Origin of the sequence: Burkholderia sp. BCC1996 (assembly GCF_905339955.1) — a bacterium.
In the GTDB taxonomy this organism is placed as follows: Bacteria; Pseudomonadota; Gammaproteobacteria; order Burkholderiales; family Burkholderiaceae; genus Burkholderia.
Genome location: NZ_CAJPHM010000002.1, coordinates 24,357 through 38,631 on the forward strand (window position 1 = coordinate 24,357; position 14,275 = coordinate 38,631).

Consider the following 14,275-nt stretch of genomic DNA (forward strand, 5'->3'; position numbering starts at 1 on the left):
CACGTGCGCTATGCTGACGAGCCTTATCGGTCGGGCCTCGACCCAGTTTCGCGGGACGCCTCCTGTTCCCTCGACTTTTCGAGCGCGGCGGCCCGCGCCTCCCGGATGCGTGCCCAGGATCTCGCCTGCAGCTGATCGAGCATCCCCTCCAGATTGGGGCTGTAATTCAGCTCGCGGGCGGATTTCTTCAGCGAACCGACCATGCGTTCGAGTAGGTCGCGGGCCCGGTCCCATGGATAGACCTTCGGTTGGCCGCCGTCGTAACCTACCTGTAACTCGGCCCCGTTCAGCCGCGCGTGTTCGTCCATCCATTTCAGCCGCTCGGACACAAACGTCATCTGATCCTTGCGGTGGAACACGACACTACGCGTCGCGACCTCCTGCACCAGATAGTGTTCCGTGTTGAATACCTCGCCGCGATAGAGGCCGCCGTTCTCGCGCGGCGTGGCCATCCTGAGCGGCGAACCGAACCGGTGTTCAGCCAACGCCCTGACCTCGTTCGGAACGTCGCCCACCTCGAACAGCGGTTCACCGACCGGCGGTCGCGACGATGCAAACCTCGGCGGATCGGCAACCGGAGGGTCAACAGCCGGCGATACAGCAGCGGAAGGATCCGCCGATGGTAGTGCCGAACCGGGCGCGCCATCCGCTGCCGGCACATCTGGTGCAGCCTGTTTTCGCGTACTGCGCTTCGAGGACCGGCGACGCGGCGTCCCTTCGTCGTCGGGTAATAGCTTTTCCTTGACGTTGCCCATCTTTTCGCCCTCCTCATGCTGGTCCACCTCAAACACTGTCATACCGGATACGGTGGAGATATCGGGTGGACCATTCGCCTTCTTAACGAAACGGACCGCGGCGTGCAGGTATGCGTCGACGGCATCAAACCCCGACAACACCGCCATGTCGCTGAAGTCGTTCGGCACGTTGCCGTCGATGCGCGCCTCAGGAGCAAACTTCGGCCAGACCACACGCGCCTGCGCTGCCGCCGCGGCCTGTCGCGCCTGCGTCTCACCGCGGCCTAGTTCACCCAGCACGATCAGGTTCGCATCGGGAAATCTTTCACGCAGACTCTGCGCCACCAGCCTCAGGTTCCCGCTCGACAACGCCGCCACTGCGAACCAGTCCGTCGCACGCGAAGCGGACAATGCCGTCGCCATGCCCTCTGCGATCAGAATCTGCGACGATTCGTGTCCGAGAACGAGCGTCGGCGCCGTCATCCAGTAGCCACCCTTTTTCACACCGCCGGCCAGCGACGATTTCCGCCCGTGCTCGTCGATCAGCTCCAGTGTCGAGATGGGCCCGTTCCAGACTGGCACGATCAGCACGCGCTCCGTCAGCGGTTCCTCCTCGCTGGCCGGCGTATAGCCAAGCAGCGCACGCAGTTCAAGCGCATCCAGCTCACGCAGCGTGACGGTCGGATCAAGATGCTTGCGCACAAGGTAGGGATGCTCCGGGCCGACTGGTCTCGCCCACCCCCAGATTGATGCTGCCTCGCGAGCTACTGCTGCATGACGCGCCTCTCGCTGCTCCTCCTGCTTTGCGCGCTGCGCCAGCACCTCGGGCGAGGCTGCGAGTATGGCTGTCACGCGGTCGGGATAATGCGTTCGCTTCAGGTCAAAGCCATGCTGGCGTGCCTGCCAGAACAACGTGGCAAGCGTCTTGCCACCCGATGCGCTGACCGAGCGCCACGTGGTCCGAGCCGCACGCTCGTTATAGTTGGCGGCCGTCCGGCTCCACGCATCCCACATTTCAAAACCTTCTTCGCCGAAGCCCTGCTTGAGCGCGAACGCCATATCGACCCATGTCTCGTAGTCGTCGGCCGGAATCACCGCAAGTGCAGCACGCGCACGGTCTGCATCATGCACTTCAGATGTCGTCATTGCCGGGCTCCCATACTGAGCGAGCCGCTCGCGGCTGCATGCCGCGCCGACTCAACAAAATCGAGTTCAGCCACGTCCAGATCGGCCACGCTCAGGTGACGACTTGCATGGACAACCTTGCTGGCCGGGACGCCCAGCAGCGTGAAATGCCGTTCCACGTAAGCCACGGCGTCCTCCTCACTGATGTCGTTTAGGTTCGGCGGCAGGTCACGTGGATCCCATGCCTGTAATACTTCGAGGTATTCGGGCGGCAGACTGATGAGCCCCGCACCGTCCGGATCGATCTCAGCGGGATGCAGATCGCGCAATCGGCGCTCGACAACCGCACTGAAATAGGCCATGTTCAGGGCCGGCACGGACGGCGCAGTCAGGACGCGCGACGCAAACTCGGGATCGCGCCAGTAGCAGATCTTGTCGGCCAGGATCGGCTTGGTGTTTTCGAGCAAGATGATTTCCTTGTCACGCCCCAGTTCCTTCAGTTCCTGCGGCAACAGCAACGGTCTGCGCTGTTCCGATACGCTTTCGCTCGAGCCACCGCGGCCAAAGAGCGCATTGGGGCGACTCACACTGTGCGACTGGCCGGTGAACGTACCGAGCATTTCCGAATAGTCGTTCGCGTCCTTCTGCTCGCGCGGTGCATAGATAATCTGCATTGCATGGTTCGTAATGAACGTACGCGCGTCAGCCCGCCCGTACACCGATTCGAGTTGCGCGATCGACTGGACGATCGATAGCAAGCGCAGGTTGTAGCCCGCCATATAAGCGACCGCGCGTGCAATGATTTGGATCTTCCCGATCGAGGTCATCTCATCGAGCAGCAGAAGACACTGGAATTGCAGCGTTGGATCGGCTTCAGGCAGTTGCTTTGTGTTCAGGTTGACGAGTTGCGAGAACACAAGATTGACGAGCAAAGCCGCTTCGGACAGATGGTCGGGCGTAATTCCGATATAAATCGACATGCGACGACGGCGCACGTCGCGCAAATCGAAATCGTTCGCGCTGGTCGCCGCGTCGACGAGCGGATTGGCCCAAATCGTGAGTGGCGCGTTGAACGTCGCCAGCACGCTCGCCAGTACCTTGTCGTCGTTGGACAGGAAGCGATTCAACGCATCGATGCATTGTCCCGAGAGCAGTCCACGGTGCCGGACCAGCGCACGTTGCAAGTAGCTCTTGACCGGCATGCCATTGCCCGACGATTGCCGTAGCACCTCCCCCATCGTGACGGGAAAGTCGGGGATCGACGCTCCCTTGCCGACTCGGCGCGCGTCGCGCCATTCGCACAGCAGGAGCACGATGCCGAGGAACAGATTTCTTGCTTGATCCTTCCAAAAGTCGTCGTGGCCGCCAGCGGGATACAACGCATAACCGATGGCGAGGATGTCGCCCACCCGAAACAAGCCGTTGGTGATCGCCGACAGCGGGTTGTAGCGATGCGTGCGGCCGTCCTCGGCAAACGGGTTAAACAAGTACACATCCTGCCCATGTGCTCGGCGAAAGCCCGCAGTGGCTGCATAGTTTTCCTGCTTGATATCGAGCGCGACCACCGAATCGGGAAAGGTGAGCAGATTCGGGATCACGACACCAACGCCCTTGCCCGAACGGGCCGGCGCCGCGAGCAGCACGAACTGCTGGCCGGCAAACCGCAGGTAGCGCCCACGCCAGACCCCCACGACAATCGCCGGCGGAGTATTGAGGTGGGATCGGGTCGTCATAGCAGCCCCGCCCGGCGGATTTCTGACTCGCTCGCAAAGCGCGCGCTGCCATACAGATGGCGTCGACTCGCTCCCGCCCGTAGCGCATGCAGACCCAGGACCGGACCGCCGAAGGACAGGAGTACGGCCAACAGCGCAGCGCCCGCGAGTTGGCGGCCGATATTCGGCATCATCCCGTCTCGCCATGCCAGCGCCGCATCGAGCCAGCCCCAAAGTCCTGCGTATAACGGATTGATTCGCAGACTGGCATACAGGAAGAACGACGCGAGCCAGAGCGACGCAGCGATTCCCCCCATCAGGCAAGCCAGCACCGCCACCGTCAAGGCTGCCGTCCGGGTATGCTCGAGCAAAGGGGGAGCGATATGGTCCATATTCGCCCCTACACGAATGCGGTGCGCGCCTTACGCACCGGATCGAACCAGACTTCAGTCATGCCCCAGCGCCTACCGATCTGTTCGCCCATCGCATTGAATATCGGGCGTGACTCCATGTGCGCAACAACATCGACGGTCAGGAACAGCAGCCTCTTGAGCGCGGCATCGTCCCAGGCGACAGCCTCCGGGTGTTCCTTCGCCATCAGCGCGAAACGCTCGATTGCGACGGCCGCATTGGGGGCGTGATAGCTCGTAATTGAACCCGCATGCCCAGTCGTCAGGAGCTTCAGGAAGTCGTAGGCTTCGGCACCGCGTAGCTCAGCCAGCAGCACACGGTCCGGACGCATGCGCATTGCACTCGCGATCAGATCTGCGGGTGTTACGCGTGCGTGTCCGTGCCCACCCTTGCTGTACTGCAAATGCACGCAGTTCTCGATATGCCGGATGAACAACTCGCGAACGTCCTCGATCGTCACGATCCGCTCGGTGGCCGGAATCGAACGGCACAAGGTCTTCATGAAACTGGTCTTCCCAGACCCTGTATTGCCGACCACAGCGATATTGAGTCGGCCCCTGACAGCGTGATCGAAGAAGGCGCTCCAGTCGTGCGCGTCTAGGGTTTCGATAAGCTCGCGATCGTCGGCTCGCAATGCCGACAACGCTGAATCGAGTCTGTCTGGCCGGCGCCATACCGTCTCGTCGAACAACCCCTCGTCACGACACGCATCGAGCGTCTTTTCGTCGGAGGACGGACGACGGATCGTGACCGACACCGTTCGCTGCGGCACGACCGGTGGCACCACGATCTGGATACGTGCGTCATTCGGCAGCAGCGCTGAAAGGACCGGATACTGAGACGATATTTCCTGGTGGGTCAGCGTGGCCACTGCTACGGCGAACGACATCAACCGGTCAAAGTCAAGATCCTCGCAATCATGGCCATGCCAGCCGAGCGAGTCCTCGGTCAAGGCACGCTGTGGCCGATTGATCACCAACTCTGTCACGTCGGGATCGTCGAGCAGCAGCGCAAATGGACGCATCAGTTCACGTACCGATGCGTCCTCCGGCAGCCGAACCAGTTCGGGGTCACGTGACGAATCCTGCCCGTGTGCGCGAATCGTCATCGCATCCCCTCCGGCTGCAGGGCATACACCGATCCGAAGTCCAGATCGCGGGCAATCACAATTGTGAACTCCGCACCCTGGTTCTGGGTGAGCGTCGGCGGAATATTGATCGTGCTATCAAGCACGCGCGTGGCCATGTCGTTACCCTGCTGTTGCGTGCTCTGGAACACCACCGAGCCGTTGGTATTGCCGCCGCGTGTAGACAGATAGCCGACTGCGTCCTGAACTGAGCCGAGCAGCAGCGCCGCGCCGAAGCGCTCGCGCCAGTGGTTGTCCACGTAACCGTCAATACCCATTCGGCCGAGCGCATCGGCCGCCGGCGAGTCGATTTCGACCGTGACGCCGTAGGGCGTCTTGATGCGGGCCGACAGCACGAACACCCGCTTCTGGCCCGGGGACAGGTTCGAACGGTACTGGCTGTTGATCTGCGAACCCCGTTCTATCAGCACGACGCTGCCATCGTCGGAATACACGTTCTTGCTCACGGTACAGGTCGACAGGCCAGCCTCCGTCGAGTCGAACGCCGTGTCACCCACGCAGTCGATCTTGGCGCCTTGCGCGAGCACCAGACTTCGATTGCCGAGCGTTCCAGCCTGAACTCGCGGTGTAGCGCTCGGCGTCAGCGCCTGAGCGAGTGAGCCGCCAGCTTGCCCCGACCGTGGAGCTAACGCGCCTGCGGCCCTCGTGACACCTGCTGCAGCTGAGGAAGTTGCGTCCGTCACCCCACCTGGCTCCAGCACGCCGGGTTCCGCACCCGCCGAATCCTGTCTACCGACCGTTTCGAGCAACGGTGCATCGTAGTAGCTGCGGGGCGCCGCGGCACGTACGGTACGCGCAGGCGCGAGTGCACCGGCCGTCGACGCGGGAAGAACTGCAATCGGGCTTGCGGGTACCGGCGCCGAAGCTGCGCCACCAGCCGACGACGCGGGCAGCTCCTTGAACAGGCGTCCCTGAGAAGATGTGCCCGCCATCGCATCGCGCCGCGCCTTCGCTTCGGCATCGTGCCGCGCGAGGAAACCGTGCACGGTCCACACTGCGCCGACGCCGACGACCAATACGATCCCGACGGGCGTGAGCCACCAGGCGCGCGGACGAGCACCGCGGTATTGCCCCAGTTCCGGCATACCGCGATCTGCGGAAATACTTGATGTCCCCTCGTTCTGGTCATGTCGAGACTGCGGGCCAGCGGCATCGTCGGGCTCGATCGCCTTGCGCGGGTTATCGTCATTCATCACGATGGCTCCGCAGCACGCGCTTCACCCCATTGACCGTCGTGCCGTCACGGGGCGGTACGCCGTCCATGTCGTAAGCGTCGTTCCAGATTCCAACGACCTCTCCTGCCAGCCGCAACACGAAACGCTTCGCCACCTCGTGCACGACGATCGTGTCGCCGTCGATGTGCTTGTCGACGACGCTCTCCGTGCCGTCGTCTGCCACGCGAAAAATCGCCGGCATGCGTCGATTTTTCGGAATGCGCAAATAAGTAAAGCGTCCGTCGTCCCATGCCGCGGTCGGTGCGATATCGTCGGAGTTCGGCATGACCTGCATCGAATATTGTGCGTTACGCACGGCTGCTGGCTGCGCAAGACGTTTCGCGACCAGTTCGACATCCGAATTCCCCTGTGCTTGCTTGGCCAACTCGTCAAGATAGACGAACGTCACGCGATACATCACACGGCCATTGCCGAATTTCGACTTGAGCGGAAGCACGACCAGATCGAAGCTGTAGCTGTGACGATCGGTGCGGATTTCGAGATTCGAGTCGTGCGCGGCGAGCTGCGGCTTCAGGTACACATCATGATCGCCCTTGCTCGCCACCACCTGCCAGCCATCCCGATCTCCGGGTGCGACCACCTGAATATGCTCGTGTGGCCCCAACGCAATGTGCGTCGCGAAGCCACGCTGGGCCTCGACGCGCACCACGTCATCCGCTCGATAGATCACCTGGCGGACACGCGAGTCTTCATTCCATCCGGGGAGATCGACAGCCTGCACTGCACCTGCGAACAACATGCTTACCAGCACAGCTCCCAAAGGAAGCGCTTTCATGGTGTGCCTCCTGCTGATGACGCTGGCGGCGTGTATTCCGCATCGCGGCTATAGGCGGTGACCTTGAAGCCGAACGGATTGGCGATCGCCACGCTCTCGCGCGTGAACACCGGCGGTCGGTAGGTATAAGCCAGCGTGATCACGAAACGCTGCGCAGGCTCGGCATGAGCCTCGCCGTTCTTGAACGACGTGCGCTCGACATGCACGACCGCATGGCCCGGTTCGTCGGGTGGCAGCGTGATCGAAAGAATCCGGACGCGCCGTTCGATGCCCGCTCCTAACTGCTGGTCCAGTGCGTCCGGACCGCTGTAAATACCGCGATAATCGCGGGCGACGGCGTCATCGCTCATCGCGAGCACGCTGTCATAGTCCATCTGCAGCAGTCCCCAGTCGTAGCGCTCGCGGGCTCGCACATAGTTCTCGACCCAGTGCTTGTCCTGGATTTCCTTTGTGTGCACATGGCGCGCGTCGAGCACGTCGATCACCTGGGATTCGCCCGTGAGACGATCGACCTCGATCGGCAAGGGGACCACGCGATAGAACGGCACCATCACCGCAAGCGCAATGGCACAAAACACCGCGACACCGACCGCCGCATACGCGACATACCACGCACGTCGTTCAGAGCGCTCCTGGAGGTCAGTCAGAGACGCCTCGATGTCGAGCACGCGACCATAATCGTGCGACGCGTTCATGATCGGTCTCCGACATCCGACGATGCCGGCTGGTTCGGAGCGGTGGGCACCGCCATTGGCCTGTCCGGGACGGGCGGCACGCGGTTGATCGGCACGCGATGCAAACCGTCCGGCAACACGGGTTTCGGTGGCCCGCTGCTGCACGCGGCCAGACTCCAGGCGAGGCACCCGGCCAACGTCAGTGAGCTCAGCTTGAACATGGCGTCACCTCAGTTTCCGAATGACGCAGGCGCCATACGGTCCTGTGGCCGGTTGGTCCTGCCCGCTCGGCTCAATACCAGCTCGCTCCGCTGTTCGGCCACGAGCTTGTCCTCGGTCTCGGCCAGCATCCGGAAGAGTTGCAGCTTCGTCATCTCGTTGCCGACCGCTGTCGATTCCGTCTGAATGCGCGCCTGTAACTCGGCCACGCCCTTCGGATCCTGCGTCGCATTGATCTGTTGCGCCAAGCTCTGGATCTGGTTCAGCTCCTGCAACTCGGTCTGGTATGCCTGCAGGCCAAACGCCTTATCCTGGTAGGGCTTGTTGAGCGCGCGCTGGCACAGCTGTCGATCGATTCCGGTCTGATCCTCGCAGTTGTAAATCTGGCTGGCCGAGCGCAACGCCTGCGCGCTGCCGGTCAGGCCCGCGTAACCACCGTTCTGGATGGCGGTATAGACGCTCTGCCAGTTCGACGGCAACGAGTTGGCGACGACTGGATTGCTCAGCAGCGCACCGAAGCCGCGTGTACCGACCGTCGACTGGTAGATCTGGATTTCCTGCTGCACCTGCTGCTTGAGCTGACCGACAGTCGCAATGGCCTGCACCACGTTCTGCGCGTCATAGACTGGGATCCCTTGCGCGTGAGCGCCGGCGCACCACGCCGCCCACATGCATATGGCACGCAACCATCTGGTTCGTCCGTTCATGGTCGTCACCTCCCTCTCAACTGTTCTGCTGGCCCAAATTCGCGCGCGCCACGCGCTGGTAAGCCGGCGCTGCGCCGCCGCCCGATCCACCACTCGATCCGCCACCTAAACCGGTCCGGTCGCGAATCTCACCACCGGAGCGCGGTCCTTGTCCGTTACGGACGAGCACCCGGCCGAGCGCCGTGACGAGACTTCGCGACGCCATGCCGGCTGCAAACGCCCCAAAACCCGATAGGGTTGCGCCACCAGACAGGCCAGCCGCAACAGATGGCAACTGCCAACCGACCATCGCGAGGAACAAGCCGGTCGCAAACATGCCAATCGCGGCGGCGGCCGGAGCGGCATCGTCAAGGGAGGCGGAAATCGCTTGCATCAGGGCTGACGAGTCGGCACCGGGTGAACTGCTCGTCGCATGGAGCGAGGTGAGCTCGGCCGAGAACGCTGTGAGCGCCATACCGAGGAACGCTGCGACAAGCACCTGCAGCAACGCGTAATTGGCAAGCTTCGCGGTCCACGCTTCGAAAAACCGCGCGGTCGGCGCAAATGCCCCGCACGCGATGAAGATCGGGCCCAGTCCGAGCACGAGTTCGAGCAGCATCCTCGCCATCACCACCTCGAAGGCCAGGACAATCAAAAAGATCGAGCCACCGAGCGCGGCAATCAGGCCGCAGAGGAAATCCCCCATCGCGGCGGCCAGACCGCTCGGGCTGATCCCCTCGTGCGTCGCCTTGTTGAAGTAGGCGTCCATCACGAGGTCAACCTGCTGGTCGTAGCAGTCGAGCGTCTCATAAATGCTGGTCGCAGCAGCCTGTCCTGTTACGCTACTGCCATTGGTCGAACCGCATCCCGGATTACCCCCACCCGTGGTGTTCGCCGCATTCTGGATTGTCTGGGCCAGCCCCGCCGTCGCACCGTTGACCGCACCAACGACGTGCTGCTGGTAGATCCCGGCGCTCAGCGCGAACGCCAGCGTGATCGCCATTTTCAACCCTCGCCAGGCAAAGGCAGGCACGGCCTCGTGGGCCTCGCCGCGTACCACCGCGAGACCATAGGCCAGCACCCAGATCGTCACGGCCGTGGTCGCAACGGGCACGAGTGCCCCGGAAAGCGCCGACGACACATTCGTCACGTAGCTCGACATGCCGTTTTCAAGGGTGCCACCCACGGCGGTAAAGAGGCCGCTCATCACGCACCTCCCGGACCTGGCTTTGAAGACGGTCGCGCTCCGACCTGCGCCGCGCGGCGCTTCGCGAGCTCATCATGGAATACGGGCAGCCAATCCTGCGGTGCGTCGCCAACCTGAGCGCGAATCGTGTCGAGCAATTCCACGTTGTCGGTCGTGCCAGAGAGCACATCGAGCACATCGCCAAGCCCGGCGAGATCGAGCCGGCCGATCGCGGAACGATGGCCTTGCTTGACGAGGAACAGGCGGCTGCTCTCGCCCAGGTTGCGCACGATATTGAATTCCGCTTCGGTCAGCTTGAAGCCATGCACGTAATCGTCGTAGTCGGCACGCGGATTCGGCAGGAACAAGAATGTCGCGCTCTGCTCGATCAGCGCACTCGCGATGTCACTACGCAACACATCGGCCGGCGACTGAGTGTCGAAAATCCCAAGCCCGTTTTGTTTGCGGATCGTCTTCTGCTTGTTTTTGGCGAAATCCGTAAAGACAGGATCGCTGAGCCGCTTCCAGAATTCGGTCATCACGTAAATGAAGCGTCGACCGTCAATCAAGTGCTCGGTCCGATGCAGCAGGTACATCGTGACGGGCGTCGACACCTCGGTATCGTCCAGCAGCTCGGTATCGTCGAAACCAAACAGGTCCGCGTGCGCCAGATCGATGCGATCGGCCTGATTGTCCAACACCCAACCCAGACGCCCGCCCGCACACCATTTCGCCAGTCGCGCGTGCAAGCTGTTTTCACCGACGTTCGGCAAAAGCTGCCGTACCATCGACAGGCGGCGCAGCGGTTTATCCATACGCGCGACCTCGCGAACAGCACGCGAGATGTCGAGTTCGTCCTTCGCCGACAGCGGCGCACCGATGTCGACGAGTTTGCGCACAAGGCGCTCCCAAAAGTCGATCACCAGTTCATCCGGCGCCATCTGGAACGGATTCAGCCCAGTTGGTTCACCGCGGCGGAATACCGTATAGGTCCCACCCATCGCACGAATCGCGATCTCCGTGCCGCGGTCCTTGTCAAACAGCACGGCTGTGATGCCATACTTGGTCGCCATGGCCAGCAGGAATAGCTCGAGCACCGTCTTGCCCGCGCCGGCTCGGCCGATGATCTGGGTGTTGGCAAGCGCCTTCTCGTCGAACGAGTCCTGCTTGTCCGGTGTCGCGTGGAAGTTCAGATAGAGCGGCTGGCCGCTCGGCGTCTTGACGATCGTGATCGCCTCGCCCCACGGATTACCGTCGCGTTTGCCGGTCGCGAAGTTGTGCAGACTCGCAAGGCCACAAAAATTGCGCGACGTGAGCTTTACCTCGCGCGGCCGGTAGCGCCAGTTGGCCGGCAGTTGCGCGAACCACGCCGCATCAGCCACCAGGTCGATCAGTGCCGTCTGGAAGCCGGCATCGGCCAGTTGCGTACGGGCTTTGGCGATGCCTCGTGACACTTCGTCCAGCGTGTCACCGAGCACCGCCAGCGAATAGTGGTACTCGCCGAGAACGAAATTCCCGTTGATCAGCTCATCGAGCGCCTGGTCGATCGCTTCGACCTGGGACACAGCGACATCTTCGCCGGCGATGAGCTGATTGCGCTGCCGCTCCAGCGCTTCCTTCCCTGTGGGTTTGTCCAGGATCGTAAAGCTCTGCGTCTCGATATACTCGAAGTCGCCGTACAGCAAGCCATTGAGCATGCCTGGTTCGGTGTCTTCCGGATAATCCTTGAGGTCGAGCATCGCCGCGAAGCGCGTTTTCGTCGGCATACGAATCTCGACTTTCTCGGCACCGACGAAAAGCCGCGAAATCGGCAGTGCCTCGCGAATCGAGCCGGTGGGCACAGGCTCACGCTCCCAGACCCCGTTGATCAGATAGCCGAGCAGTTCCAGCGCTGACGAATAGCGACGCGAGGTCCGCCCGACGGGGCTGGGCCGGCGATAAACGCCAAGCGCAATCGGCTCGTACGGTTTGAGGCTGGATTCAACCTGGGCGGAGAGCTCCGTCATGACCTTCAATGCGTCGACCTGATCGCGTCGGATATCGTCGCGCGTGCGGCGTGCCGCACGGCTGAAGACACGTCCCAGTCGCGTGCGGTTTGGGCGGTAGACCACCGTCAGATACAACTCGTTGGCCATCATCCGGTAGCCCGAAAAGCTCCCGTAGTAGCGTGTCGCAAGCTCCTCGCAGAAGTGATTGCGGTACTGGGTCGAAAACTGGTCCGACACCCGCCGACGCAAACGATGCGACCACAGCGACACATGGCCGCCCGCGAGTCCACGCACGAACTGGTTGAACCCGTCATGCCGCGCGAGGATATCGGCGGGATCGGCCGCCTCAAAGGCGATGCCGGCGATCTTCCAGATTTGCACGTAGTCGCCTTCGCGCGTCTTGATAACGTGGTCGGTCACATGTGTCGAGTACGGGATATAGCCGGCAAGCGGTACTTCCCGGTTCGAGACGGACACGATCGGCATTTTTTCAGCCATCTCACACCCTCCTCTTCAGGCGCACCGGCACATAGGCATGCACGCCCCAGAAGCGGCGATTGCGCTGGCACAGCGCCATACGAACGCGTCGCCCGTGCTGCGCGAGTCGCTGGTCGTCATGGCGCGTGATCCACCGCATCGCGACGAACACGGGAATCATCAGAAAGAGGATCGCGACGCCCAGCAGCGGACTGGCCAGCAGTGCCCAGATGGCCGGAATCAGCATGCCGCCGCCGATCATCAGGAACGGAACCAGCGGCACCCCCCACAGCATCGCGGGACGGGTGCAGCCTTTGAAGACGGGATCTTTGAGTGCGTGCATGGTTCGGCGCCGCCCAGATCAACTCGTCGGGATCAACATGCCGGCGATGACCGTCGCGCAACCGACGAACAGGCCGCCGATAAACACATTCGCGATATCACCGAATCGGGCGTGCTGAAACATCATTCGAAATCCCGCCCAGATAATGGAAATCGAACAGATCACGCCGCCGACGCTCAACAGTGTTGTCTGGATCATGTTCAGCAGCGCATTGACCTGAGAGAGTTGCGCCCATGCCGGAACAACGAACATCAGGGACGAAGCGGCCAGAGCGATTGCGCGAGCCGTTCTTCGCCCGGATAGCAGTCTCACCACCCACACATCGATCACGCATTTATTGCATCGCATTCCTAAGTACATGTCCGACTCCGCGTCGATTGATCACCACCTGATTCCTAAAATGAAGAGCTAGAACACCACTGCACTCGCTTCCGGTTCGCGCTCCGGATCCGCAGCGGGCGACACCGCATTCACTCCGTCGTAATCCCGTCGCGATGGCTGCTGAATCAAAGATCGGGAGCGTGATGAACGGATAGGCGGCACAGAACCGATCGGTAAGACTGGAATAGGTACGATCTCCGATACGGAAGACTTCAGCGTCGCGGCGTTCTCGACAACATGCTGTACGTATCCCGTCCGGTAGCCGGTCGAGAAATTACCGCTCGCATAGCAGGACAGACCCGCACGCAGCGCGGCTTGGACATCAGATTGATGATCGGTCAGTACACGGAACTCGCTGGCCTTCGCCGCCGCGCTAAAACAACGGTGGAGGATCGCCGCACCGGCCGCCAAGTTGCGGCACGGCTCAAACGCGTTCTCGGGGGTCATGCCGTAGGCCGGCCAATTCTCCCGATTCACCTGCGCGAGTCCGACGCTGAAGTTCCAGCCGGTCTCCTCCAACGCACGTGCTGTCGCGACCGCTTCGGCGGCACTCAATGGCTGTCGACGCAGCCGACCGTGTACGACGCCAATCGCGTAGGGATTGAATCCAGATTCGGTCCGCACGATCGCCGCCATCGTGGTCGGGTCGATCTGCGGCGCACAGCGTTGCGCGAGGGACAAGAAATCGAGCGGCATCATCGATTCCTCCAACCAAGTCGATTGACCTGCTGCAGGTGATGCGCTGTCGAATTTCCAAGGTCATAGATCGACGACGCGCTGCTTGCGCCACAGAGTTTCGTGACCGTCGGTCTCTGGTCTCCGACACGCCACCAGACACGAACATCGAGTTGATTGTCGACTTTGGCGTTGATCGCACCAATTGCCCGGCACATACGTTCGCTCGGCTCCGACCCGGCCCAGTACAACATGGGTTCTCGGCAATAGCTGGCGTCGGCGAACGTGTTGGTCACCGATCCGCCTCGCGCGCCACCTGTAGCGAAATTGCAAGTTGGAAACGGATCACCGTGTCGCAGCGCGTCCCACAATCTTTCGATTGGCGGTTCGCATTCTGCGTACTGCTCCGGGCCACCCGGATTAGACAGACACAACATCACCTGACAGCCCCAATCGTCCGCATGCGTCACATCGGGCCATGCCATGAACGTGCCAAGCGCGACGGCA

At 61.9% G+C, this 14,275-nt stretch carries 13 protein-coding genes; all 13 read right to left on the reverse strand.

The annotated features are described in order from the left end of the window. Positions 1-23 precede the first annotated feature (23 nt). Positions 24-1,880, reverse strand: a complete 1,857-nt coding sequence (locus U4Z64_RS02215; RefSeq protein ID WP_321819135.1) for a PriCT-2 domain-containing protein — start codon at positions 1,878-1,880, stop codon at positions 24-26. Then, positions 1,877-3,592 carry a type IV secretory system conjugative DNA transfer family protein gene (locus tag U4Z64_RS02220; protein ID WP_321819136.1) on the reverse strand — a complete coding sequence of 572 codons (1,716 nt, stop codon included), beginning with the start codon at positions 3,590-3,592 and terminating at the stop codon, positions 1,877-1,879. The genes U4Z64_RS02215 and U4Z64_RS02220 overlap by 4 nt, the downstream gene beginning before the upstream one ends. Further along, on the reverse strand, positions 3,589-3,963 hold the full coding sequence (locus U4Z64_RS02225) for a hypothetical protein (RefSeq protein ID WP_321819137.1): 375 nt from the start codon (positions 3,961-3,963) through the stop codon (positions 3,589-3,591). The genes U4Z64_RS02220 and U4Z64_RS02225 overlap by 4 nt, the downstream gene beginning before the upstream one ends. Positions 3,964-3,971: 8 nt before the next feature. Beyond that, complete coding sequence (gene virB11 / locus U4Z64_RS02230) at positions 3,972-5,090, reverse strand: P-type DNA transfer ATPase VirB11 (RefSeq protein ID WP_321819138.1); 1,119 nt, start codon at positions 5,088-5,090, stop codon at positions 3,972-3,974. Next, positions 5,087-6,322 carry a type IV secretion system protein VirB10 gene (gene virB10 / locus U4Z64_RS02235; protein WP_321819139.1) on the reverse strand — a complete coding sequence of 412 codons (1,236 nt, stop codon included), beginning with the start codon at positions 6,320-6,322 and terminating at the stop codon, positions 5,087-5,089. The genes virB11 and virB10 overlap by 4 nt, the downstream gene beginning before the upstream one ends. Continuing rightward, on the reverse strand, positions 6,315-7,139 hold the full coding sequence (locus tag U4Z64_RS02240; protein ID WP_321819140.1) for a TrbG/VirB9 family P-type conjugative transfer protein: 825 nt from the start codon (positions 7,137-7,139) through the stop codon (positions 6,315-6,317). The genes virB10 and U4Z64_RS02240 overlap by 8 nt, the downstream gene beginning before the upstream one ends. Continuing rightward, positions 7,136-7,834, reverse strand: coding sequence for a virB8 family protein (locus U4Z64_RS02245; RefSeq protein WP_107313257.1), 699 nt, complete (start codon positions 7,832-7,834; stop codon positions 7,136-7,138). The genes U4Z64_RS02240 and U4Z64_RS02245 overlap by 4 nt, the downstream gene beginning before the upstream one ends. 209 nt (positions 7,835-8,043) lie before the next feature. Further along, on the reverse strand, positions 8,044-8,739 hold the full coding sequence (gene virB5, locus U4Z64_RS02250; protein ID WP_321819141.1) for a P-type DNA transfer protein VirB5: 696 nt from the start codon (positions 8,737-8,739) through the stop codon (positions 8,044-8,046). 16 nt (positions 8,740-8,755) lie between these two features. Continuing rightward, positions 8,756-9,925: a type IV secretion system protein gene (locus U4Z64_RS02255; RefSeq protein WP_321819142.1), complete on the reverse strand. Its 1,170-nt coding sequence runs from the start codon at positions 9,923-9,925 to the stop codon at positions 8,756-8,758. Next, a complete protein-coding gene (locus U4Z64_RS02260) occupies positions 9,925-12,390 on the reverse strand; it encodes a VirB4 family type IV secretion/conjugal transfer ATPase (RefSeq protein WP_321819143.1) in 2,466 nt (821 codons plus the stop codon). Before U4Z64_RS02260 ends, U4Z64_RS02255 begins: the two co-directional genes overlap by 1 nt. Before the next feature lies 1 nt (position 12,391). Further along, positions 12,392-12,712: a VirB3 family type IV secretion system protein gene (locus tag U4Z64_RS02265; protein ID WP_321819144.1), complete on the reverse strand. Its 321-nt coding sequence runs from the start codon at positions 12,710-12,712 to the stop codon at positions 12,392-12,394. 18 nt (positions 12,713-12,730) lie between these two features. Continuing rightward, positions 12,731-13,072 (reverse strand): TrbC/VirB2 family protein, encoded by a 342-nt coding sequence (locus tag U4Z64_RS02270; RefSeq protein WP_321819145.1) that lies wholly within the window; start codon positions 13,070-13,072, stop codon positions 12,731-12,733. A gap of 48 nt (positions 13,073-13,120) precedes the next feature. Further along, positions 13,121-13,792 carry a lytic transglycosylase domain-containing protein gene (locus U4Z64_RS02275; protein WP_321819146.1) on the reverse strand — a complete coding sequence of 224 codons (672 nt, stop codon included), beginning with the start codon at positions 13,790-13,792 and terminating at the stop codon, positions 13,121-13,123. Between the last annotated feature and the right edge of the window lie 483 nt (positions 13,793-14,275).